We start from the raw sequence: 22,551 nt of genomic DNA, 5'->3' as shown, positions 1-22,551 counted from the left end.
AATCATGACACATACGGTCTTCATCGACGGCGCGGCGGGTACGACGGGCCTGGAAATTGCCGAGCGGCTCGCCGGACGGAGCGAGTTTACGCTGCTCACCCTGCCCGACGCCCAGCGCAAGGATGCCGCGCGCCGCGCCGAGGCGCTGAACACGGCCGATTTCGTCATCCTCTGCCTGCCCGATGCCGCGGCAATCGAAGCGGTCGCGATGATCGGCAACGAGCGCACGAAGGTGATCGACGCGTCGACCGCACACCGCGTCGCGCCCGGCTGGGCCTATGGCTTTCCCGAACTGAGCGCCGGACAGCGCGAAGCGATCGCCGCCTCGCCGCGGGTCAGCAATCCGGGCTGTTATCCGACGGGCTTTCTTGCGCTGGTCGCGCCGCTCGTCGCCGCGGGCATCGTCGCGACCGACGCGCGGCTCAGCGTCAACGCGGTCTCGGGCTATTCGGGCGGCGGCAAGGAGTTGATCGCGCGGTTCGAGGCCGAACCCGATATCGGTTTTCGCAGCTATGGGCTGTCGCTCAATCACAAACATGTGCCCGAAATGCAGCAGGGCGCGGGCCTGACCCATCCGCCGCTGTTCGCGCCAGCTGTCGTCCCTGTCTATCGCGGGATGCTGGTCGAGGTGCCGCTGAGTTTCGAAGCGCCGACCGCCGATGCCGCGTTCGCTGCTCTCGCAGGCCATTTCGACGGATCGACATTGGTGTCGGTGCGGCGCGGCGATGAGAGCGAATTGCTGCTGAGCCAAAAGGATGAAGCGACCGACCGGATGGAGCTAACGCTCTTTTCCGACCCAAGCGGGCACCAGCTCCGCCTCGTCGCGCGGCTCGACAATCTGGGCAAGGGCGCGAGCGGCGCCTGCGTCCAGAATCTCAACATCATGGCTGGGTTGCCCGAAACCGCGGGCCTGCGGATTTAGACGCTCAGTGCACCGTGTCGAGGATGTCCTCGACCGACAGATAGGTGATCAGCCGTTCAATCTGGCGCCAGCGCGCGAAGTGGACGTGGTTGCCAAGCACGCGATACTGCTCGGCGCGTGCAGCGGCGGCAAAGCCCGCTTCTTCGCCATGCATCATGATCAGCGCATGGGCATCCTCGACCGCAGCGCGGTCGGTGAGAAAGGGTGCTGGCAGGTGCATCGATTTCCTGGTCCGTTGGTAGAACTCAACTTCTAACGCCCGCCCCTCACCGCCCAGTTCCCAACCGTGATGAATGATCGGGTAAGGTTAATCACGAGCCGTTCGCGATTAACCTTTTGTGCGCCGATGCAACCCCTTTGACGCTGCGCCTAGCCCGTGTAGACAGACGTCATGCGCAAGATCCTGAAATATGCCGCCCTCGCCCTGTTGCTGCTGCTGATCATTGGCGGCATCGCATTCTACATCATGTCGCGGCCCGATGTGGCGCGCTTCTCGACCGCCGAACTCAGCGGCCGGGTGCCGGTGATGGCGTCGCAAAAGACTGAGTCCTTTCCGACGATGAACGTCCCTGAGGCGACAAGCTGGCCCGCCGGACAGGCGCCGCGCGCCGCGCAGGGGCTGGCCGTCGCGCGCTTCGCCGACGGGCTCGACCATCCGCGCAACATGCTCGTGCTGCCCAATGGCGACGTGCTTGTTGCCGAGGCGCAGAGCCCGCCGCGCGATACCTCGGGCATCGAGGGCAAGGTGATGGGCAAGCTGATGGGCAAGGCCGGCGCCAGCGGCGTTTCTGCCAACCGCATCACGCTGCTCCGCGACGCCGATGGTGACGGCAAGGCCGAAGTGAAGACGGCCTATATCACCGGACTGAACTCGCCTTATGGCATGGCGCTGGTCGGCAGCACGCTCTACGTCGCGAACACCGACGCGCTGCTGGCCTTCCCCTATGTGGCCGGCGAGACCAAGATGAGCGGCAAGCCGACGAAGCTCGTCGATCTGCCGGCGAAGGGCACCAACCGCCATTGGACCAAGAGCCTGGCCGCAGCACCGAACGGCTGGCTCTATATCGGGGTCGGCGCCGACTCGAATATCGGCGAAGCGGGCATGAACCGCGAATTCCGCCGCGCCAGCGTGCTCGAGGTGCGCCCCGAGAATGGATATATGCGGACGTTCGCCGCGGGCATCCGCAACCCCGTCGGCCTCAATTTCTATCCCGGCAGCGACCGGCTGTGGACCGTGGTCAACGAGCGCGACATGCTCGGCAGCGACCTTGTCCCCGACTATCTGACCGACGTCACCGAGGGCGATTTTTATGGCTGGCCCTGGTATTATTGGGGCGGTTACATCGACCCGCGGGTCGAGCCCGAGGCCGAAGATCGGCGCCAATATGTCAAGCGCCCCGAATATGGGCTGGGAGCCCATACCGCGCCGCTCGGTTTCACCTTTACCGAGGGGCTCGACCTGGGCGATCGCTGGGCGAACGGTGCGCTGATTGCGCTGCACGGGTCGTGGAACCGCGAGCCCGTGGCGGGCTACAGCGTGGTGTTCGTCAAGTTCGGCGCCAACGGCAAGCCCGTCGACGCGCTGCCCGTCACCGTGCTTGACCAGTTCCTTGCCAAGGACGGCAAGACGACCCGCGGCCGTCCGGCCGATGTCGAGGTCGCGAAGGATGGCAGCGCGCTGGTTGCGGACGATACCGGCGGCGTGATCTGGCGGGTCGCGAAGTCCGGATAAGAAAAAGCCCCGCGATTGCGGGGCCTTTTTCGTTTCAGGCGTTAGCGGGTAGTTACACCCGCATCGGCATAAGCACGTAGAGCGCCGGGCTTTTTTCGCTTTCGCGGATCAGCGTCGGGGCGTTGGCGTCGGCGAGGTGGAGTTCGACGGTGTCGCCGTCGACCTGGCCGAGGATGTCGCTGAGGTAGCGGGCGTTGAAGCCGATCTCCATCGCCTCGCTGTCGTAGACCGCCGCGACTTCTTCGGCGGCGGTGCCGTTTTCGGGGCTGGTCACCGACAGGGTGATGCGGTCCTTGTCGAGCCCGACCTTGACCGCGCGGGTCTTTTCGCTGGCAATCGTCGAAACGCGGTCGACGCCCTGATAGAGGCTCTTCGGATCGACCTTGAGCAGCTTGTCGTTCGCGGTCGGGATGACGCGGCTGTAATCGGGGAAGGTGCCGTCGATCAGCTTCGAGGTCAGGATCGCATGGCCGAGCTGGAAGCGGATCTTGCTTGCCGACAGGCTGATTTCGACATTGCCTTCGGCCTCGTCGAGCAGCTTGCGGATTTCGGTGACGCATTTGCGCGGCACGATCACGTCGGGCATCGACGAGGCGCCGTCCGGGCGCGTGACGGTGTAGCGCGCGAGGCGGTGGCCGTCGGTCGCCGCGGCCTTGAGCACCGGGCCCGTCGCATCCTCGGCGACGTGCAGGAAAATGCCATTGAGGTAATAGCGCGTTTCCTCAGTCGAAATGGCGAAGCGCGTCTTGTCGATGATCTGGATCAGCTCAGCGACGGGCAGCTCGAAATTGGTCGGCAGGTCGCCCTCGGCGATCACCGGGAAATCGTCGCGCGGCAGCGTTGGCAGGTTGAAGTTCGACCGGCCGGCCTTGACCTGCATCTTGCCCTCGGCGGCGGCGAGGCTGACCTCGGAACCCTCGGGCAGCTTGCGGGCGATTTCGAAGAGGGTGTGCGCCGACACGGTCGTGGTGCCCGCCGTCTCGACCTTTGCCGCGATCGTTTCGACGACCTGCAAGTCGAGGTCGGTCGCCATCAGTTTGAGCTGGCCCGACGCATCGGCTTCGATCAGCACGTTCGAGAGGATCGGGATCGTGTTACGCCGTTCGACCACCGACTGGACGTGGCCGAGGCTTTTCAACAACACTGCGCGTTCGATCGTCGCTTTCATTCTTAATCCGCCATCCTGCGTGTTTCTCGGGAAAAGTCCCTGAGGGACAGAGGATCGGAGGCGATTCGCACCCCGATTCTGGCCCCTGAAAATGTCCACCTTCCTTAACGCACGGTGCGGCGCGTGCAAGCCATGCTTGCAAAGCATCCCCAATCGCGCGAACGAGGCGCGATGCGGCGCTGGGCCACCCTTTTCCTGATAGCGGCGGCAATGCCCGTCGCGGCGCTGGCCGCCGGTCCGACGGCGCTCGGCATTTTCGACGGATGGGGCGCATTCCGCGATCCCACGACCCCGCGCTGTTACGCGCTCGCCGCACCGGCGGCGACGATCGGGCGGCCCAAGGTCAAGGCCTATGCCAGCGTCGGTTATTGGCCGAAATCGCGCATTCGCGGGCAATTTTACGTTCGTCTGTCGAAAGAGCGCGCGCCCGGGCGCGAACTGCGGCTGACGATCGGCAGCCGCCGCTTCATCCTGACCGGCAACGGCATGCACGGCTGGGCGAGCGACCCGCGGATGGACGCCGCGATCGTCGCCGCGATGCGATCGGCGCCGAGCATGAGCGTCGAGAGCGGGACCGCGACCGGCGGAGCAATCGCCGACACCTACCGGCTGCGCGGCGCGGCGACCGCGATCGATGCGGCAGCCTTGGGGTGCGCCAAGCTGCGCTGAGGCGCTTTGGAGAAGTGGCGGATTTCTGCGCAACTTCACTCGCGATTCCACCCATTTCGTCGCCCCGGACCTGATCCGGGGTTCAGCATCTGTCGGTAGACCCAACGGATCCCGGACCAAGTCCGGAATGACGATAGAAGAAAAGATGGCGCATTTTCGAAACGGCAGAAAACTGCGCAACTTCACTCGCAAATCGCTTTCCATCCCGCGCGTTGAAAGGCGCGGAAAGATGCCTGTAGCGGTCCAGAGGAAAGATGCGTCGCCGGTCATCGCCGAAACGCTAAATCAGCGAAATATTGTAGGACAGCGATTTCCGCTTGGCTCGCCCTAGCTGCGCGCGAGCTTCGTCAGTTCTGCGGCAAGGAAATCGATGACGAGACGCACGCGGGGCACATGCCGCAGCCGTTCGTGGGTGAGCAGCCACAGCCCCGTCGTATCTTCCGTCTTGGGCGGGATGCAGCGGATCAGGTCGGGCTCGCGGTCGGCGATGAAGGCGGGGAGGATCGTCAGCCCCATGCCCGAGCGCACGCCGGCGAGCAGGCCGGTGCCGGTGTCATATTTCATTACCACCGAATCCTCGAGCCCATATTGCCGGAGCCACGCCTGATAGGGTTCCCAGACATAACCGCCGCCGCCGATGAAGGGGTGCACGGCAAGCTCCTCGCGCGTGTGCGGGATGCCGTGGAGGTCGGCATAGGCGCGGCTGCAATAGACGGTCCACGGATTGTCGGCGATGCGCCGCCCGACCAGGCCCGCGCCGCTCGGCTGCTTGCTGCTGCGGATCGCGATGTCCGCCGCACCCGCCGCGAGGTCGCGCGGCTCGTCCGCCGTGTCGAGCTGGATATGGATTCCCGGGTGCGCGGCGCGCAGGTCGCGCAGGATCGGCGGCAGGATCGTCACCGCGAAGATTTCCATCGTTGTCAGGCTGACCGTGCCGCCGGCATCGCGCGAGCGCGCGCCCGCGGCCTCGCCGAAGCGGTCGGCGGCGTCGCGGACGGCCAGCGCACTCGCCAGCATCGCTTCGCCCACCGGGGTCAGCGCATAGCCCGCCTGCCGCCGTTCGAAGAGGTTGAGGCCGGTCGCTTCCTCGAGCGCGGCGATACGCCGGGCGACGGTCGTCTGGCTGACGCGCATCGCCTGCGCGGCCGACAGCGTGCTGCCGGTCTCGGCAACGGCCAGAAAGGCCTTCAGGTCGTTCCAATCATACATGGCGCCTTGTGCGACATAATGGCCCGGCGCTCATTCTGCAATTTTGCAGAATGGCGCGGCAAACTCGTTGCTCCTGCCGGCTCGGGCAATCGCCTATCTCCGGTCTACCGGCTTCCTCCCCTCCTCAGCCGGACGATGGAGAAACAAGATGCAAAAGCTTCTGATCCTCGCCGCCCTCGCTGCCGTATCGATCGGCCAGCCCGCATCGGCGCAAACCGCCCCCGCGAACCCGAGCGTTGCCGTGGCGCACAAGGACCTCGACCTGCGGACTGCGGCCGGCACCAGGGCGCTCGACCGCCGCATCTGGCGCGCCGTCGTGGAAGTGTGCGGCACCGCCCCCGATTTCGATATCGCGGGCAAGAATGACGTGCGGCAGTGCCGCCGCGATACGCGGGCCCTTGCTTCGGCGCAGGCCGAAGTGGTGGTCGCCAATGCTGCGCAGGGCCAGCTGATCCAGGTCAGCTCAATCCGCAACTGATCGGCGGACCCAAGTTGCAGGGTCCGTCAAAGCCGGGGCCATGATTCGGGCACGATCATGGTCCCGGCTTTATATTGGATTCAGCTCCGTCCGAAGGTTGGTAAGTCCGTTCGTCGCGAAACGGTGGCTTTGGGGTGGAAAACGGCAGTTGCCTCTGCGTCAATCGACCCTACTTCTCGTATGATCGATTCGCTTTTTTTCGTCCAGGTTGGAACGCCGTGATTGTCTTCATCAATGTCTTTCAAGTCGATCGTTCCGACCAACAGCGATTGGTCGATATATTGACCAAGGTCACGGGCGAGATCGTCAGCAAGGCGCCTGGGTTCATTTCGTCGACCCTTCATCGCAGCACAGACGGCAGCAAGGTCACCATGTACGCTAAATGGGCCAGCCTCGCCGACTATGAGGCCATGCGCCAAGACCCAGCCCCGCGCCCATATCTCGAAGAAGCCCTGTCATTCGCCACATTTGATCCCGGCATGTATGAGGTGGTTGGCGAGTTCCGCTCGAAAACGACGGATGAAAAATCCCCTCCGCTTTGAACGTCCGCTAATGGTCGTTTCCGACGATCGGAAATTCGGCTGACCCTCACCGAGCGTCGAACGCCATTCGTGCTCGTGCCACCTTTTCCAGATTGGCTTCAGCCCAGACCCAGACACCGCAGAAGGCTTCGCCGAGGCTGTGCCCCAATTCGGTCAGGCAATATTCGACCTTGGGCGGCACCACCGGATGCACCGTCCGCACCACCAGCCCGTCGCGCTCCATCTGGCGCAGCGTCTGCGTCAGCATTTTCTGGCTGATGCCGGGCACGCGGCGCGACAACTCAGTGAAGCGGCACGTTCCGTGGTCCTCCAGCTCCTCGAGAACGAGTAGGGTCCATTTGTCGGCGACTCGGCCGATCAGTTCGTTGACGAGCGTTTCGACGCGCGGATCGACCGGCGCATTCGGATCATAAGTGATTTTTTCAGGTGCGGGCATGGCGGAAAATCCAAATCTCTCTTTCGGGTAACTATGGCACTTTCGGGTGCCTACTTTCTATTGGAGAGTATAGGAGTATCTGGGCCTTCTCACCACCCCAAAGGAGCAAATATGAAGACCATAGGCAACACCATCCTCGTCACCGGCGGCGGTTCGGGCATCGGGCTGGCGCTCGCGCAGCGTTGGCACGATGCGGGCAACAATGTCATCGTCACGGGGCGTAACGCGGCGAAGCTGGAAGCGGCCATCGCAGGGCGGCCGAACATGTCGGCGATGGCGCTCGACGTCACCGATGCCGACGCGATCGCAGCCTTTGCCAAGGATATCGTCGCGAAATTCCCGGACCTCAATGTGCTGGTCAACAATGCCGGCATCATGAGCGCCGAGGATGTAAGCGCGAAGCGTGACCTGGCGCAGGCGGAGGCGACCGTCGTGACCAACATTCTTGGCCCGATCCGGCTGACCGATGCGCTGGTCGATCATCTGGCGGCGCAGGACGGCGCGGCGATTGTCAACGTCACCTCGGGGCTGGCGTTCGTGCCGTTGCCGAAGGCGCCGACCTATTCGGCGACCAAGGCGGCGATGCACAGCTATTCGGTCGCTTTGCGCATCCAGCTTGCCGGCAAGGTCGAAGTGATCGAGCTGGCGCCGCCCGCGGTGCGCACCGACCTGACCCCCGGCCAGTCGACGCGCGACGGTTATATGCCGCTCGATGAGTTCGCCGACGAGGTGATTTCCTTGTTCGCGATCGAGCCGACACCTCACGAAATCCTGGTGCAGAATGTCCTGCCGCTGCGCAATGCCGAGGCGAACGGGAGCGTGCCGCAGGTGCTGGCGATGCTGAAGTCGCTGTAGTTGCTCGATCCTCCCTGTCGCGCAGCGATGGGGAGGTGGCAGCGCGAAGCGCTGACGGAGGGGCAATGGCGCGACGTCGCTGCCCCTCCACCACCGCCTGCGACGTCGCTGCCCCTCCACCACCGCCTGCGGCGGCGGTCCCCCTCCCCACGGCTTCGCCGCAGAGAGGATAAATCACGCACAATTGCGCTTTTCGCCCGTCCCCACTATATGGCCGCCCATCATGCAGATTCCCGGCCATATCGACCCCGTTACGACGGGCACCGTTCCCTTGCGCGGCGGCAACCGCATCGACCTGATCGGGCTGACGCGCGACGCGATCGGCGGCGTGCTGGTCGAGGCGGGTCTCGACGCCAAGGCCGCGAAGCTGCGCGCCAAGCAGATCTGGCACTGGATGTACCACCGCGGCGTCACCGATTTCGAGGCGATGACCGATATCGCGAAGTCGATGCGCCCGTGGCTGACCGACCGTTTCATCATCGGCCGCCCGACGGTGCGCGAGGCGCAGGTGTCGAGCGACGGCACGCGCAAATGGCTGCTCGCCGCCGCCGACGGCCAGGAATATGAGATGGTCTTCATCCCCGACGCCGATCGGGGAACGCTGTGCGTTTCGAGCCAGGTCGGCTGCACGCTCAATTGCCGTTTCTGCCACACCGGCACGATGCGCCTCGTCCGCAACCTCGCCGCGGGCGAGATCGTCGGACAGGTGATGCTGGCGCGCGACGAACTCGGCGAATGGCCCAAGGGCACGATGGCGGGTTTCGGACCCGATCCCGAGGACGACGATGACGAAGAGGGCGGCAATTACACCGCCGACGGCCGCATCCTGACCAACATCGTGATGATGGGGATGGGCGAGCCGCTGTATAATTTCGACGAGGTCAAGGGCGCTCTCAAGATCGTCATGGACGGCGACGGGCTTGCGCTTTCGCGGCGGCGGATCACGCTGTCGACGAGCGGCGTGGTGCCGATGATGGCGCGCGCGGGCGAAGAGATTGGCGTCAACCTCGCCGTCTCGCTCCATGCCGTGAGCAAGGAGGTGCGCGACGAGATCGTGCCGCTCAACCGGAAATATGGCATCGACGAATTGCTGAAGGCATGCGCCGATTATCCCGGTGCGGGCAATTCGCGGCGCATCACGTTCGAATATGTGATGCTGAAGGACAAGAATGACAGCGACGACGATGCGCGCGAGCTTGTCCGGCTGATCCGCGAATATGGCCTGCACGCGAAGGTGAACCTGATCCCCTTCAACCCCTGGCCCGGCGCGATGTATGAATGTTCGTCGCCCGAGCGGGTCAAGGCGTTCAGCAACCTGATTTTCAAGGCCGGGATTTCAGCGCCGGTGCGCACCCCGCGCGGGCGCGACATCATGGCGGCGTGCGGGCAGCTCAAGAGCGCGGCGACCAAGCCGACACGTGCCGAACTCGACCGCATCGCCGAGGAAAAACAGGTCGCGCTGGGCTAATCCAGACGAGCCTGCGCCCTGCAGGGCAGCGACTACCTGACAATATAGCCGCAGTTATCCGCCAATTTTGGCGGCTCGGGGCCGCATACCTATTCTATACCGTGTGGTAAAAATAACACAGGTAAGAAAATTGTCATATTCTGAACGATCCGTTCATTGCAGCGACAGCCGCGAGCCCCATTTAGGGGGCGTCGCGACCCAAAGGGCGTGGCTGATTAAAAGCAGAAGGAAAACAAAATGAAGAAATTCGCAGTTGCAGCCGCTCTCCTGACGGCCATCGTTGCAACCCCCGCACTCGCAGCCCCCGCCGGCGAAGGCCGCGTGGAAGTTCGTGGCGGCCTGATCACCGGCAATGGCCAGGACGAAGGCACGGCCGGCCTCGCAGCGGGTTATGACTTCGACCTCGGCAGCACGGCCTTCGTCGGTGCCGAAATCGCGGGCGACAAGGTCCTCGTCGACGGCGCAAACGTCCAGTTCTCGTCCGGTGGCCGCCTCGGCGCCAAAGTGGGCTCCGCTGGCAAGGCTTATGTGACCGGCGGCTACACCTTTGGCGACGTCGACGATCCGTATGTCGGTGCCGGCTATCAGCACAAGCTGGGCCAGAACATCTACGCCAAGGGTGAATATCGTCACCAGTTCATCGAGAACTTCGGCGACTTCGACACGTTCGTCGCTGGCGTCGGCTTCGCTTTCTGATCCTTTCGGAACAGCGAAACGAAAAGAGAGGGGCGGCCTGCGGGTCGCCCCTTTTCTTTTGCCCGCGGTCCGGGCACGCTAGGCCGATGACGGCATTCGCATATATCGGGGCGGCGCTGGCCGAAATCGCGGGCTGCTTCGCCTTCTGGGCGTGGCTGCGGCTGGACAAGTCGGTGTGGTGGATTGTGCCCGGGATGGCGTCGCTGGCGCTGTTCGCGTGGTTGCTCACGCTGGTCGATGCCGAGCATGCGGGGCGCACCTATGCCGCTTATGGCGGGGTCTATATCGTCTCGGCGCTGATCTGGCTGTGGGCGGTCGAGGGTGCGAAGCCCGACCGCTGGGATCTGATCGGCGCCGCCATGTGCCTCGGCGGCGCGGCGATCATCCTGTTCGGGCCGCGGGGGAGCTAGCCCGCGTTCGGCAGCGCCTGTTCGACGAGCGGCGCCAGCCCCTCGGCGACGACCTTCACCCCCTTGGCATTGGGGTGCATATTGTCGCCGAGCATCAGCGCTTTGTCAGTCACGACATTGTCGAGGATGAAGGGGTAGAAGCTGGCCTCATATTTCGACGCGAGCTCGGGATAGATGGGGTTGAACTTCTTCGCATAGTCGCTGCCGAGATTGGGCGCGGCCATCATGCCGGTGAGGAGCACCGGAATCTTGCGCTTCCGAAGTTCGGCGAGCATCGCGTCGAGATTGGCGCGCGTCTGGTCGGGGCCGATGCCGCGTAGCATGTCGTTGCCGCCGAGACCGAGGACGACGAGTGCGGGCTTGGCCTTCGAATTGTCGAGCACATAGGTCAGGCGCTGGCGTCCCGCGGCGGTGGTATCGCCCGACACGCCGGCATTCTGGACGCGCGTAACGACGCCGTCGTCGGCAAGGGCGGCCTGCAATTGCGGCGCGAGCCCTTCCTTCGGGCCGAGCTGGTAGCCCGCGTATAGCGAGTCACCAAAGGCGATCACGAGCGGCGCGTTGGCGGGAATCGCGGGCGCGGCTTTCGCCGCGACCTTGTCGTTGGTCGAAGCCGACGGGTTTTCCGCCGATCCGCATGCGGCGAGCGGTTGGCAAAGCGCAATTGCGCAACCATATATCAACAAAGAGCGCCATCCGGCCGTTCTCATTTCAAAGGGTCCCTTCTTGACCGACGCGCCTCGACCTTCGCCAGACCTGGCGATCGCCGCCCATAATGTGACGCTCACGCTCGGAAGCGACAAGGCCCCTGTCGAAATTTTGCGCGGCGTCGATCTGGAGGTGCCCGCGGGCACTTCGGTTGCGCTGCTGGGCCCGTCGGGATCGGGGAAAAGTTCGTTGATGGCGGTGCTGGCGGGGCTCGAGCGCGCGAACGGCGGCAGCATCCGCGTCGCGGGGCTCGATTTTGCGACGATGGACGAGGATGATCTGGCGCGTGCGCGGCGTGGGCGGATCGGTATCGTGTTGCAGGCCTTCCACCTGCTGCCGACGATGACCGCGCTCGAAAATGTCGCGGTGCCGCTCGAACTCGCCGGGATCGCCGACCCGTTCGGCCGTGCCGCCGCCGAACTTGAAGCCGTCGGGCTGGGCCATCGGCTCACCCACTATCCCGCGCAGCTGTCGGGCGGCGAGCAGCAGCGCGTCGCGATCGCGCGCGCGATGGCGAGTTCGCCCGCGATCATTTTTGCCGACGAGCCGACGGGCAATCTCGACACCGCGACCGGGCAGGCGATCATCGAACTGATCTTCGCGCGCCGCGCCGCGTTGGGCGCAACTTTGCTCATCATCACCCACGACCCCGAACTCGCCCAGCATTGCGACCGAGTGGTGGTGATGCACGATGGCAAGATCGAGGAACGGGCGGCGTGAGCGCGGCTAACCCATCCTCCCTGTCGCGCAGCCATGGGGAGGTGGCAGCGCCGCAGCCGCTGACGGAGGGGCGTTGGCGCTGGCGTCACTGCCCCTCCACCACCCGCTTTGCGGGCGGTCCCCCTCCCCATCGCTGCGCGACAGGGAGGATTTGTTGATGCTTCCCCTCGCCACGCTCTGGCGGATCGCGCGCCGTGACCTTGCGACGCGCATCCGGGGACTTCGCCTGCTCGCAGTCTGCCTGTTCCTCGGAGTCGCGACGCTCGCGGCGATCGGCAGCCTGACGCGCGGTATCACCTCCGAACTCGAAGTGCGCGGCCAGACGATCCTCGGCGGCGATGTCGAATTCAGCCTGCCGCAGCGCGAAGCGACGGCAGAGGAGATGGCGGGATTCCGCCGCGTCGGCACGCCGTCGGCCACCGTGCGGCTGCGCGCGATGGCGAACGATCCCGATGGCGAGGCTTTGCTGTCCGAGCTGAAGGCAGTCGATGGCGCCTATCCGCTCTACGGCACGATGCGATTAGAGAGCGGTGTACGCAAAGGGCCGCCGCCGCCGGGCGGGATCTGGATCGGCAAGGATCTCGTCTCACGGCTCGACCTCAAGGTCGGCGAACGCGTCAAGTTCGGCGAGACGAGTTTCCTGATCGACGGCGTCATTGCCGAAGAGCCCGACCGGCTGGGCGAAGGCTTCACGCTCGGCCCCGTCGCGATCATCGGCCTCGCCGACCTGCCGGCGACGCAGCTGATCCAGCCCGGCAGCCTATACGAGAGCAAATATCGCGTCCGCCTGCCCGACAGCGCGAACCCCGAGGCGGTCGGCAAGGCGCTGACCGCCGAATTCCCCGACGCGGGCTGGGACATCACCGACAGCAGCAACGGCGCGCCCGGCACGCGGCGCTTCATCGAGCGCATGGGGCAATTTCTTTCGCTTGTCGGGCTCGCCGCGCTGGTGATCGCGGGGATCGGCGTCGGCAACGGCGTCGCGAGCTATCTTGCGGGCAAGCGCCCCGGTCTGGCGACGCTGAAGGTGCTCGGCGCTGACAGCGGCACGGTGGCACGTATCTATGGATTGCAGATCCTTGCGGTCGCGGCGGTGTCGATCGTCGCGGGCCTGATCGTCGGGGCGCTCGCGCCCGCAATCATCGGTGCGATTGCGGGCGATGTGCTGCCCGTCAAACCGGGCGTCGCCATCTATCCGCTGCCGCTTGCGGTCAGCGCGGCCTACGGCCTGCTCATCGCCATCGCCTTTGCCCTGCCCCCACTAGCGGCGACGCGGCACGTCCCCGCCGCCGGGCTCTATCGCGCGACGGTGAGCGGCGCGGCGCGGATCGACCGGCAGACGGTCATCGCGGTCGCCGCGGCGCTGGCCGCGATCATCGCGCTGGCGGTCGGCACCGCGCGCGAGCCTCTGTTCGCCTTGAGTTTCATCGGGGCAGCGATCGGGCTGCTGCTCATCCTCGTCGGGCTCGGCTGGCTGGTGCGCCGCACCGCAAGCCGCCTGCCGCGACCGAAACGCCCGCTGTTCCGCCTCGCGCTCGCGAACCTGCACCGCCCCGGCGCCGCGACCGGCGCGCTCGTCGTCGCGCTCGGGTTGGGCCTCACGCTGTTCGTCACGCTCGCCGCGATCCAGACAAGCATCACCGCTGAAATCCGGTCGACCGTGCCGCAGCGCGCGCCTAGCTTTTTTGTGCTCGATGTGCCGCGCACTGAGACCGCGCGCTTTCAGACGATGGTGAAGGGGGCGGACAGCAAGGCTGAGATCAACATGATCCCCGCGCTGCGCGGCAGCGTCACCGAGTTTCGTGGACAGCGCGTCGACGAGCTGGCCGAATTGCCCGAGGGCGCATGGGTGCTGCGCGGCGACCGCGGGCTGACGTACAGTCCGGTGCTGCCGAACGGCAGCGAACTCGTCGGCGGCCAGTGGTGGGCGGCCGATTACAAGGGACAGCCCTTGGTCAGCGTCGAGCAGGAGGTTGCGACGTCGCTCGGGCTCAAGATTGGCGACACGCTGTCGGTCAATGTGCTGGGGGTCGAGGTGCAGGCGAAGGTAGCCTCCTTCCGCACCGTCAACTGGGACAATTTCGGGCTCAACTATGTGCTCGTCTTTTCACCCGGCACTTTCGACGCCGCGCCGCATAATATGGTCGCGACGGTGGCCGTCGGTCCTGAGGCCGAAACCACCCTGTCGCGCAGCATCCCGCGCGCCTTCCCGTCGGCGTCGCTGATCGCGGTGCGCGATGTCGTGTCGCAGGTGACGACGCTGCTGACCCAGATGAGCCAGGCGATTGCGGCAGCGGCGAGCATCGCGATCCTCGCAGGGATCGCGGTGCTGATCGGCGCGATTGCGGCGAGCCGCGAGCGGCGCGTTTACGACAGCGTGATCCTGAAGCTGCTCGGCGCCACGCGGGGCCAGATCCTCGGCGCGCAAGGTATGGAATATGCAGTGCTCGCGCTCATTCTTGCAGTGCTCGCGCTGGCTTTGGGCCTTGCGAGCGCCTGGTATGTCGTGACCCAGCTGTTCGAATTCGACTTCGCGCCCGACCCGCTGATCGTCGGCGCGACGTTGATCGGCGGCGCGGGCCTGTCGTTCCTGATCGGGATCGCGGGGAGCTGGCCCTTGCTTTCGGCGAAACCCGCGCAGGCGCTGCGCAGCCTTTAGGTCAGTATTCGCACCACCGCCGAGACCGCCGCGACGCCGAGCACGACCGCGACCATCGCCTGCCAGACGTGCGGCGCGACGCTACCGAAATGGCGGCCGCCGATCCGGTTGCCGAGCCACATCGGCGGGAAGAGAACCAGCGCCAGGATGAAGAGCCGCCAGGTCGCGATGCCGACCCAGAGCGCGGCGAGCGTGCCCGCGATCGCGGTCGCGAAGAAGATCAGCATCATCGACGCGCGCGCGACTTTCGGTTCGAGGTGCCGGCGAAGGTAGAAAGGCACGACCGGCGGGCCGGGCATGGCAGCAAAGCCGGTGAGGATACCCGAGGTGATGCCCGTCCCCGCGATCGCGATGCGCCCCGGCCGGTGCCCCTCGGGCTGTTTCGGTAGCAGAACGGCAACAAAGGCACCGACCGCGATCAGCGTGATGAGCAGCCGCGCGACGTCGGGCGTCGCCGCATCGAGCGCGAACATTCCCGCCGGGGTCGCCAGCATCGCGAGCAAGGCGATGGGCATGGCGGTGCTGCGGTCGGCGTCGGCCATGATGACTTTCAAACCCACCGGCCCGATCAGCAATTGCAGCAGGATACCGAGCACCACCGCCTCGCCCGGCGCGATGATGAGGCCAAGCAACGGCACGAGGATGATCGCCATGCCGAAGCCGGTGAGCCCGCGCACATAGGCGGCGCCGAACGTCATCGCCGCCGCGCCGGCGAGCGTTAGCGGGGCGATGCCGACCAGCTGCGAAAGGCTCGTCACCCGGCGCGGAGATCCGGCGGGGTCGCCTCAGCCTTCAGCATCGCGATCGCTTCGGCGAGCGGCATGATGCGCTGGCCGTCCTGGCCGAGGGTGCGGATCGCGACGGTGCCTTCCTCGGCCTCGCGATTGCCGACGACGAGCAGGTAGGGAACCTTGGCGAGGCTGTGTTCGCGGACCTTGTAATTGATCTTTTCGTTGCGAACGTCGATTTCGGCGCGGATGCCCGCGGCGGTGAGCTGTGCCACCGCGTCCTTGGCATAGTCGTCGGCGTCCGACACGATCGTCGCGACGACCGCCTGCACCGGCGCGAGCCAGGTCGGGAAGCGGCCGGCGAAATGTTCGATCAAAATGCCGATGAAGCGCTCGTACGTGCCGAGGATCGCGCGGTGGAGCATCACCGGACGGTGGCGCTCGCCATCCTCGCCGATGTAGCTCGCGTCGAGGCGTTCGGGCATCACGCGGTCGGACTGGATCGTCCCGCACTGCCACGTCCGGCCGATCGCGTCGGTCAGGTGGAATTCGAGCTTGGGCGCATAAAAAGCGCCCTCGCCCGGAAGTTCTTCCCAGCCATATTCCTCGGTCGCCATGCCGGCGCGTTCGACGGCTTCGCGCAGTTCGGCCTCGGCCTTGTCCCACATCTCTTCGGTGCCAAAGCGCATGTCGGGGCGCAGCGCGAGCTTCACCGCATATTTTTCGAAGCCGAGCTGCTTGTAGACGCGGTCGAGCAGCGCGCAGAAATCGCGGACCTCTTCGACGATCTGATCCTCGCGGCAGAAGATATGGCCGTCGTCCTGCGTGAACTGGCGCACGCGCATGATCCCGTGCAGCGCGCCGTGCGGCTCGTTGCGGTGGCAACAGCCCATTTCGGCCATGCGCAGCGGCAGGTCGCGATACGACTTCATCCCCTGACGGAAGATCAGGACGTGCGCGGGGCAGTTCATCGGCTTCAATGCCATCCACTCGGCGTCGTCCGACACCAGCGGGCCTTCATTCTCGATGTTCGGCACCTCGTCGGGGATGACGAACATATTTGCGCGATATTTGCCCCAGTGGCCCGACTGCTCCCACTGCTTAGCGTCCATCACCTGCGGGGTCTTGACCTCCTGATAGCCCGCGCCGTCGATCGCGCGGCGCATATAGGCCTCGAGCTCGCGGTAGATGCGATAGCCCTTGGGGTGCCAGAAGACGCTGCCATGCGCTTCTTCCTGCAGGTGGAACAGGTCCATCTCGCGGCCGATCTTGCGATGGTCGCGCTTCGCGGCCTCCTCCAGCCGGACGAGATGTTCGGCGAGCTGCTTCTTGTTGAGCCAGCCGGTGCCGTAGATGCGGCTGAGCTGTGCATTCTTCTGGTCGCCGCGCCAATAAGCGCCCGACACGCGCGTCAGCTTGAACGCGGCGGGGTCGAGTTTGCCCGTCGAGGCGAGGTGCGGGCCGCGGCACATGTCCATCCAGCCGTCACCCGAACGGTAGACCGTCAGCTCTTCGCCCTGCGGCAGCTCGGCGGCCCATTCGGCCTTGAAGCTCTCGCCCTCGGCCGCCCATTTGGCGATCAGCTTGTCGCGCTCCCACACTTCGCGCGTCAGCGGCAGGTCGGCGGCGATGATCTTGCGCATCTCTTCTTCGATCAGCGGCAGTTCGTCGTCGCGGAACGGGCCATGTTCGGCAGTCGGCGCGAAGTCGTAATAGAAGCCGTCGCCGGTCGACGGACCGAAAGTGATCTGCGTTCCCGGAAACAGGTTCTGCACCGCCTCGGCAAGGACGTGAGCATAGTCGTGGCGGAAGAGTTCGAGCGCGTCGGCCTCGTCGCGGCTCGTCACCAGCGACAGGTTCGTGTCTTCCTCGAGCGGGCGCATGATGTCGCGCAGTTCGCCGTCGATCTTCGCGGCAAGCGCGGCCTTCGCGAGACCGGGGCCGATGTCGGCCGCGATCTCAGCCGCGGTCGTGCCGCGCACGACTTCACGGGCAGAGCCATCGGGAAGGGTGACACGGATCATCTGGGACATCGAAAAACTGGCCTTTCTGGCGGGGTAAAACAGCGCCCCTTTGCCAGCATGCGATATGGGCGGCAAGGGGCGGATTCACAACAGGACTTGCAATGATATAATGTATCATTATCTGGCATCGGAGCCCCTCCCGCGAAAGAAACGCCATGTGCCTCCCCGCCGCGCGCCCGCGCCTTGCCGACCTGACGGGGATACTCCTGTCGTTCACCTGCCTGATCCATTGCCTCGCCCTGCCCCTGCTCCTTCTTCTGGCCCCCGCACTCAGCCGCTGGATCGCGCTGCCCGAGGGGGTTCATGCGGCGATCCTGCTGCTCGCCCTGCCCGCAGCGGCGATCGCGATGCGCGATGGGTGGCGGCGGCATCGGCGGATCATGCCCGCCATGCTCGCGGTCGCGGGGCTGGGACTGCTTGCACTGGGCCTGTCCGCGCATGAAGGCTGGATCGCTACCGGCGATCCCGAGGCCGCCGACCGCCTGCTGACCTCGGTTGGCGCGCTTACGCTCGCCGCCGCACACCTCGTTAACTGGCGCTGGCGTCATCGCGGCGGCGGGCATAGACTGGCGGCATGAACGACGCCCCGCCGCATAGCATCGCCGCGATCCTGCCGTGCAGCGACCTCGACGCCAGCACCGCTTTCTATGAGAAGCTCGGCCTGTCGGTCGTCAGCGACTATGGCAGCTACCGCCTGCTCGAGGATGGCAAGGGGTGGCAGCTTCACCTGACCAACGAGTCGCAACCGACATGGCCCGAGCGCGACCAGAATCCCTTTGGGCTTTACCTTTATACCGAACGCGTCGCCGACCTTGCCGGGGCCGTCCGCGATGCGATCCTGGGCCCCGTCAAGGCGCCGACGCACAAGCCATGGGGCATGTATGAGTTCGCGCTGTCCGATCCCGACGAGACGCTGGTGCGCGTCGGATGGCCGAGCCGGCTGATGGAATAAAGCGGCAGCTCTCTGCTAGCGAGCTTGTCATTATGTCAATGTTAGTTGACTTCGTGGCGGCGAACATGTAAAGCTAACTTGTCTATCAGATAAGGAAGTTTGATATGCCCGAAAAGATGACAAAAATTGGAACGGGCTTCTCGGGTCGCCAGCCTGGCTTGTGGGCGGCCGCCTTTGCGCTGGCGATGTGCGCTATCGCCTTTGCCGAGCATCGCGGCCTTCTGGGCGGCTGGCGGTCGCTACCGTTTGTCGCAGCGGCGACGCTGTTTCTCTTTCCACTGACAAAGGCGGCGAACAATCGGCAAGCCGCCGCAGGCGCGCTGTCGCCGGCGACACGGCGATATAATCGGCGCATGTTGATCTGGTCCCTCGGTTATGTCCTGTGTCTGGGCATAGCGATGACCGTTCGCAACTATCTCCACCCGCAAGGCGCCCTGCTGTGGGGGATCGCCGTCCTGCCGTCGGTGCCGATGATCTTCTTCGTGTGGACGCTCGCCCGTTATGTGGTCGAGGAAGAGGATGAATATCTGCGATATCGACAGACCAGCGCCGCCCTGATCGGCCTCGCGCTTGTCCTTCTGGCCGGAACGCTATGGGGCTTTCTGGAAACCTTCGGCGTCGCCCCGCATGTGCCCGCCTGGTGGGTGGTGCCGGTCTGGGCGATTGGCCTGGGACTGGGCCAGATGATCATGACGTCGGCCGAACGGCGCGCGGGCCGGACATGAAGAACCGGTTGAAGGTCCTCCGCGCGGAGCGCGACTGGAGCCAGCAGGACCTCGCCGATCGACTCGAGGTGTCGCGCCAGTCGGTCAATGCGATCGAGACCGGTAAATATGACCCGTCGCTTCCCCTCGCCTTTCGCATCGCAGAACTGTTCGACATGCGGATCGAAGAGATTTTCCTCCGCGACTGACCGGCAACCTTGCTCCCCCGCCCCCGCCCCGCTAGGGCGACAGCGAGCCGGAAAGGAGCCGTCCCCATGTTCAAGCGCCTGTTCGTCGACCATCCGAAGAGCGTCGATGAAAATTACATCGAGCATTTCGGCGTCGCGTCGAAATTCGGCGTGACGATGATCTATGGCGGTCTTTGCGCGCTCGTTCACGCAGTCGTTCCCGGCTGGTGCATCACCACCGGCAGCGACACGATCAAGCGGCTGAACCATATCATGGTCGAACAGCGGCGCGCCAAGGGGCAGGCCGTGATGCAGATGAGCACGATCGACTGGGTCATCTGATCCCGGTGCGCCGTGCCGGTTCGCCTAAACCCCGTTCGCATCGAGCGAAGGTAGAGAATGACTGAACCCGCCGCCCCCGATTATCTCGAGCGTTCGGGCCGCCCGCGGCTCGCCTATCGCCATACCCCGGGCAATGGTCCCACGATCGTCTTCCTGCCGGGCTATATGTCCGACATGGCGGGGGGCAAGGCGACGGCGCTGTTCGACTGGGCCGCCGCCGAGGGGCAAGCGTGCCTGCTGCTCGACTATGCCGGGTGCGGCCTGTCGGACGGATCGTTCGCCGATCAGACCTTGCTCGACTGGCGCGGCGATGTGCTCGACCTGGTCGATGCAAAGGCCGAGGGGCCGGTCGTCATCGTCGGATCGTCGATGGGCGGGTGGCTGATGCTGCTCACCGCCTTGGCGCTGGTGCAGCGCGACGGGCCGGGCCGCGTGGCCGGACTCGTCGGGATCGCGGCGGCGCCCGATTTTACCGACTGGGGTTTCAGCGACGCCGAGAAAGCAATCATCATTGCCGAGGGCGCGCTGGTCGAAGAGACGCCGTACAGCGACCAGCCCTATATGACGACGCGCGGTTTCCTTCAGTCGGGCGAAGCGAACCTGCTGCTCGACACCAAAATCCCCCTCACCTGCCCCGTCCGCCTGCTCCACGGCGAGGAGGATGGCGATGTGCCGTCCGACATCAGCCTGCGGCTGTCGGCGGCGTTGGCAAGCGACGATGTGCAGGTGACGCTGGTCAAGGGCGGCGACCACCGCCTGTCGCGCGATACCGACATCGCGCTGCTGATCGACACCGTCGCGCGGCTCGCGACGAACTAGAGGATCATCATGGCTCGTAGCGATTTCAAATTCAGCGTCAGGAAGCGCGTCCGCTATGCCGAGATCGATGCGCAGGCGGTGGTGTTCAACAGCCGTTACCTTGAATATTTCGACATCGGGATCACCGAATATTGGCGCGGCGTCGGCGTATACGACCGCTGGCCGGCGCACAGCAGCCCCGAATTCCACGTCGCGCGCGCCGAGGTCAATTATCGCGCGCCGATCCTGCTCGACGAGGAAATCGACATTTGCGTGCGCGCATCGCGCGTCGGCACCAGTTCGATGACCTATTTGTTCGAACTCCACGGCGCGGGGAAAGACGATCTGCGCGCTGACGGACAGCTGATCTATGTCCATGTCGCCGAAGCGCAGGGCGCGCCGGCCCCGGTGCCCGACGAATTCCTATTCCTGTTCGAAGCATTTGAAGAGCGGGCCCTTCGTGCCTAATATAGGCGGATGATCAAATATCTTCACACGATGATCCGCGTGTCGGATCCCGACGCCACCGCCCGCTTCTTCAAGCTGATCGGGCTGGAGGAAACGCGCCGTTTCGACGACGAGAAGGGCCGCTACACGTTGATCTTTCTCGCCGCGCCCGGACAGGGCGATGTGGCCGAGGTCGAACTGACCTATAATTGGCCGCCCGCGGACGGCAGCGCGCCCGAGGACTATACCGGTGGCCGCAATTTCGGGCATCTCGCGTACAGGGTCGACGATATCTATGCGACGTGCCAGCGGCTGATGGACGCCGGGGTGACGATCAACCGCCCGCCGCGCGACGGCCATATGGCGTTCGTTCGCTCGCCCGACGGCATTTCGGTCGAGCTGTTGCAGGAAGGCCATCTGCCGCCGCAGGAACCCTGGGCCTCGATGCCCAATACCGGCGCCTGGTAGGAGCCGAAGGGTGCCGGGCCTGTTGATCAACATCGACGTGCCCGACCTTGCTGCCGCTGAGCGTTTCTACACGAGCGCGCTGGGATTGACCGCGGCGCGGCGGTTCGACGAAGATATTGTCGAACTGACCGGATGCGAGGCACCCCTTTATCTGATCGTCAAGCGCGCGGGGACGGCGATCGGTCCCGGCGGCGGCGATTTTCGCCGCTACAACCGGCACTGGACGCCGGTGCATCCCGACTTTTCGGTCGACGACCTCGGCAGCGCGGTCGCCCGGGCTTTGGCCGCGGGCGCGGTGCAGGAAGGCGAGACATTGGACCTGCCCTATGGCAGACAGGCGATGTTCGCCGATCCCTTCGGCAACGGATTCTGCCTGATCGAGTTCAACGCGCAGGGCTATGGCGCGCTGCTGACTTGAACAGGCGAACCAAGGCCCGCTGGTGTCCGCTCCGTCTTGAAGGGGCGAGACGCTGGAAAGGAGATATCATGGCTGCGCTGGACATCGTCCGTATTCCCGTCCTCAGCGACAATTATGTCTGGCTGGTCCACGATCCCGAAAGCGGTGCGACGATGGTCGTCGATCCCGCGGTGGCCGAGCCCGTGCTCGCCGCAGCGGCGGAACGCGGCTGGACGATCACCGACATCTGGAACACCCACTGGCATCCCGACCATACCGGCGGCAATGCCGCGATCAAGGACGCCACCGGCTGTACGATCACCGGCCCGGCGGCGGAGTTCGCGCGCATTCCGACGCTCGATGTGCAGGTGAAGGGCGGCGACAAGGTGCGGCTCGGTCATCATGTCGCCGACGTCTGGGACGTGCCCGCGCACACCGCCGGGCATATCGCCTATCATTTCGCAAGCGACGCCGCGATCTTCGTCGGTGACACGATGTTCGCGATGGGTTGCGGCCGGTTGTTCGAAGGCACCGCCGAGCAGATGTTCGCGAACATGCAGAAACTCGGCACGCTCGACGATACGACGCGCGTTTATTGCGCGCACGAATATACGCTGTCGAACGCGCGGTTCGCGGTGACGGTCGAGCCCGACAATGTGGCGCTGGCCGCGCGGCTGGCCGCGGTCGAGTCCGCCCGCGCCGCGGGCGAGGCGACGGTGCCGACAAGCATCGGCGAAGAGCGCGCGACCAATCCTTTTTTGCGCGCGCCGAACGCCGCCGAACTCGGGCGCATCCGCGCGCTGAAGGACGCGGCCTGATGCCGCTTCAGCG

The 22,551-nt window shown here is 65.2% G+C and carries 28 protein-coding genes; 21 read left to right on the top strand and 7 right to left on the bottom strand.

What is annotated here, in order from left to right:
• Positions 1–4: 4 nt before the first annotated feature.
• Positions 5–922: an N-acetyl-gamma-glutamyl-phosphate reductase gene (gene argC / locus SKP52_RS05140; RefSeq protein WP_039572479.1), complete on the top strand. Its 918-nt coding sequence runs from the start codon at positions 5–7 to the stop codon at positions 920–922.
• Positions 923–926: 4 nt separating this feature from the next.
• Here the strand turns inward: argC and SKP52_RS05135 are convergent, their stop codons facing one another.
• Entirely contained in the window at positions 927–1,142 is a 216-nt protein-coding gene (locus SKP52_RS05135) for a hypothetical protein (protein ID WP_039572477.1), read from the bottom strand.
• 171 nt (positions 1,143–1,313) lie between these two features.
• On the opposite strand from SKP52_RS05135, the gene SKP52_RS05130 reads away from it, so the two are divergent.
• A complete protein-coding gene (locus SKP52_RS05130) occupies positions 1,314–2,654 on the top strand; it encodes a PQQ-dependent sugar dehydrogenase (RefSeq protein ID WP_039572474.1) in 1,341 nt (446 codons plus the stop codon).
• Positions 2,655–2,706: 52 nt separating this feature from the next.
• On the opposite strand, the gene dnaN is transcribed toward SKP52_RS05130, so the two are convergent.
• Positions 2,707–3,822 (bottom strand): DNA polymerase III subunit beta, encoded by a 1,116-nt coding sequence (gene dnaN / locus SKP52_RS05125; RefSeq protein WP_039572472.1) that lies wholly within the window; start codon positions 3,820–3,822, stop codon positions 2,707–2,709.
• Positions 3,823–3,993: 171 nt separating this feature from the next.
• Between dnaN and SKP52_RS05120 the strand changes: the two genes are divergently transcribed.
• Positions 3,994–4,491: a hypothetical protein gene (locus SKP52_RS05120; RefSeq protein ID WP_039579877.1), complete on the top strand. Its 498-nt coding sequence runs from the start codon at positions 3,994–3,996 to the stop codon at positions 4,489–4,491.
• A gap of 327 nt (positions 4,492–4,818) precedes the next feature.
• Here the strand turns inward: SKP52_RS05120 and SKP52_RS05115 are convergent, their stop codons facing one another.
• Positions 4,819–5,700 (bottom strand): LysR family transcriptional regulator, encoded by an 882-nt coding sequence (locus tag SKP52_RS05115; protein ID WP_039572470.1) that lies wholly within the window; start codon positions 5,698–5,700, stop codon positions 4,819–4,821.
• Positions 5,701–5,848: 148 nt separating this feature from the next.
• On the opposite strand from SKP52_RS05115, the gene SKP52_RS05110 reads away from it, so the two are divergent.
• Positions 5,849–6,178 carry a UrcA family protein gene (locus SKP52_RS05110; RefSeq protein WP_039572468.1) on the top strand — a complete coding sequence of 110 codons (330 nt, stop codon included), beginning with the start codon at positions 5,849–5,851 and terminating at the stop codon, positions 6,176–6,178.
• Positions 6,179–6,396: 218 nt separating this feature from the next.
• Entirely contained in the window at positions 6,397–6,720 is a 324-nt protein-coding gene (locus SKP52_RS05105; protein ID WP_039572466.1) for an antibiotic biosynthesis monooxygenase family protein, read from the top strand.
• Between the two features lie 46 nt (positions 6,721–6,766).
• On the opposite strand, the gene SKP52_RS05100 is transcribed toward SKP52_RS05105, so the two are convergent.
• On the bottom strand, positions 6,767–7,156 hold the full coding sequence (locus tag SKP52_RS05100; protein WP_039572461.1) for a winged helix-turn-helix transcriptional regulator: 390 nt from the start codon (positions 7,154–7,156) through the stop codon (positions 6,767–6,769).
• 111 nt (positions 7,157–7,267) lie between these two features.
• Here SKP52_RS05100 and SKP52_RS05095 point away from each other — a divergent pair, with 111 nt between their 5' ends.
• The 4 genes from SKP52_RS05095 (at position 7,268) to SKP52_RS05080 (ending at position 10,585) form a co-directional block, all read left to right on the top strand.
• The gene (locus tag SKP52_RS05095) at positions 7,268–8,011 is read left to right on the top strand and encodes an SDR family oxidoreductase (protein ID WP_039572458.1); all 744 of its coding nucleotides are present in this window, start codon (positions 7,268–7,270) and stop codon (positions 8,009–8,011) included.
• Between the two features lie 223 nt (positions 8,012–8,234).
• Positions 8,235–9,479 (top strand): 23S rRNA (adenine(2503)-C(2))-methyltransferase RlmN, encoded by a 1,245-nt coding sequence (gene rlmN / locus SKP52_RS05090; RefSeq protein ID WP_039572456.1) that lies wholly within the window; start codon positions 8,235–8,237, stop codon positions 9,477–9,479.
• 237 nt (positions 9,480–9,716) lie between these two features.
• A complete protein-coding gene (locus SKP52_RS05085) occupies positions 9,717–10,175 on the top strand; it encodes an outer membrane protein (RefSeq protein WP_039572453.1) in 459 nt (152 codons plus the stop codon).
• An 86-nt stretch (positions 10,176–10,261) separates the two neighbouring features.
• A complete protein-coding gene (locus tag SKP52_RS05080) occupies positions 10,262–10,585 on the top strand; it encodes a YnfA family protein (protein ID WP_039572450.1) in 324 nt (107 codons plus the stop codon).
• On the opposite strand, the gene SKP52_RS05075 is transcribed toward SKP52_RS05080, so the two are convergent.
• Positions 10,582–11,295 (bottom strand): arylesterase, encoded by a 714-nt coding sequence (locus SKP52_RS05075; protein ID WP_039572446.1) that lies wholly within the window; start codon positions 11,293–11,295, stop codon positions 10,582–10,584. The two genes, SKP52_RS05080 and SKP52_RS05075, sit on opposite strands and share 4 nt — an antisense overlap.
• A gap of 16 nt (positions 11,296–11,311) precedes the next feature.
• On the opposite strand from SKP52_RS05075, the gene SKP52_RS05070 reads away from it, so the two are divergent.
• Positions 11,312–12,013 (top strand): ABC transporter ATP-binding protein, encoded by a 702-nt coding sequence (locus SKP52_RS05070; protein WP_039572443.1) that lies wholly within the window; start codon positions 11,312–11,314, stop codon positions 12,011–12,013.
• A 157-nt stretch (positions 12,014–12,170) separates the two neighbouring features.
• Positions 12,171–14,672 carry an ABC transporter permease gene (locus tag SKP52_RS05065; RefSeq protein WP_039572439.1) on the top strand — a complete coding sequence of 834 codons (2,502 nt, stop codon included), beginning with the start codon at positions 12,171–12,173 and terminating at the stop codon, positions 14,670–14,672.
• Here SKP52_RS05065 and SKP52_RS05060 read toward each other — a convergent pair.
• Positions 14,669–15,430 carry a sulfite exporter TauE/SafE family protein gene (locus tag SKP52_RS05060; protein WP_039572436.1) on the bottom strand — a complete coding sequence of 254 codons (762 nt, stop codon included), beginning with the start codon at positions 15,428–15,430 and terminating at the stop codon, positions 14,669–14,671. The genes SKP52_RS05065 and SKP52_RS05060 overlap by 4 nt on opposite strands.
• A complete protein-coding gene (gene thrS, locus SKP52_RS05055; RefSeq protein WP_081997523.1) occupies positions 15,427–17,433 on the bottom strand; it encodes a threonine--tRNA ligase in 2,007 nt (668 codons plus the stop codon). Before thrS ends, SKP52_RS05060 begins: the two co-directional genes overlap by 4 nt.
• Before the next feature lie 146 nt (positions 17,434–17,579).
• Here thrS and SKP52_RS05050 point away from each other — a divergent pair, with 146 nt between their 5' ends.
• From SKP52_RS05050 to gloB, 10 genes are all read left to right on the top strand, one after another.
• Complete coding sequence (locus SKP52_RS05050; RefSeq protein WP_052207848.1) at positions 17,580–18,002, top strand: MerC family mercury resistance protein; 423 nt, start codon at positions 17,580–17,582, stop codon at positions 18,000–18,002.
• Positions 17,999–18,376 (top strand): VOC family protein, encoded by a 378-nt coding sequence (locus tag SKP52_RS05045; protein ID WP_039572430.1) that lies wholly within the window; start codon positions 17,999–18,001, stop codon positions 18,374–18,376. The genes SKP52_RS05050 and SKP52_RS05045 overlap by 4 nt, the downstream gene beginning before the upstream one ends.
• A gap of 116 nt (positions 18,377–18,492) precedes the next feature.
• On the top strand, positions 18,493–19,101 hold the full coding sequence (locus SKP52_RS05040; protein ID WP_148309032.1) for a hypothetical protein: 609 nt from the start codon (positions 18,493–18,495) through the stop codon (positions 19,099–19,101).
• Positions 19,098–19,289: a helix-turn-helix transcriptional regulator gene (locus tag SKP52_RS05035; RefSeq protein WP_039572427.1), complete on the top strand. Its 192-nt coding sequence runs from the start codon at positions 19,098–19,100 to the stop codon at positions 19,287–19,289. Before SKP52_RS05040 ends, SKP52_RS05035 begins: the two co-directional genes overlap by 4 nt.
• Before the next feature lie 66 nt (positions 19,290–19,355).
• Positions 19,356–19,610, top strand: a complete 255-nt coding sequence (locus tag SKP52_RS05030) for a DUF6356 family protein (RefSeq protein ID WP_039572425.1) — start codon at positions 19,356–19,358, stop codon at positions 19,608–19,610.
• A gap of 57 nt (positions 19,611–19,667) precedes the next feature.
• Positions 19,668–20,429, top strand: coding sequence for an alpha/beta fold hydrolase (locus SKP52_RS05025; protein WP_039572423.1), 762 nt, complete (start codon positions 19,668–19,670; stop codon positions 20,427–20,429).
• A gap of 9 nt (positions 20,430–20,438) precedes the next feature.
• A complete protein-coding gene (locus SKP52_RS05020) occupies positions 20,439–20,876 on the top strand; it encodes an acyl-CoA thioesterase (protein WP_039572420.1) in 438 nt (145 codons plus the stop codon).
• Positions 20,877–20,885: 9 nt separating this feature from the next.
• A complete protein-coding gene (locus tag SKP52_RS05015) occupies positions 20,886–21,323 on the top strand; it encodes a VOC family protein (protein ID WP_039572417.1) in 438 nt (145 codons plus the stop codon).
• Between the two features lie 10 nt (positions 21,324–21,333).
• Entirely contained in the window at positions 21,334–21,741 is a 408-nt protein-coding gene (locus SKP52_RS05010; RefSeq protein ID WP_187337284.1) for a VOC family protein, read from the top strand.
• Positions 21,742–21,809: 68 nt separating this feature from the next.
• Positions 21,810–22,538 carry a hydroxyacylglutathione hydrolase gene (gloB, locus tag SKP52_RS05005; protein ID WP_039572413.1) on the top strand — a complete coding sequence of 243 codons (729 nt, stop codon included), beginning with the start codon at positions 21,810–21,812 and terminating at the stop codon, positions 22,536–22,538.
• Positions 22,539–22,551: the final 13 nt, after the last annotated feature.

The sequence above is a fragment of the Sphingopyxis fribergensis genome (genome assembly GCF_000803645.1).
In the GTDB taxonomy this organism is placed as follows: domain Bacteria; phylum Pseudomonadota; class Alphaproteobacteria; order Sphingomonadales; family Sphingomonadaceae; genus Sphingopyxis; species Sphingopyxis fribergensis.
Note: the sequence above shows the minus strand (reverse complement) of the source record. Positions and strands in the feature narration are given on the sequence as shown.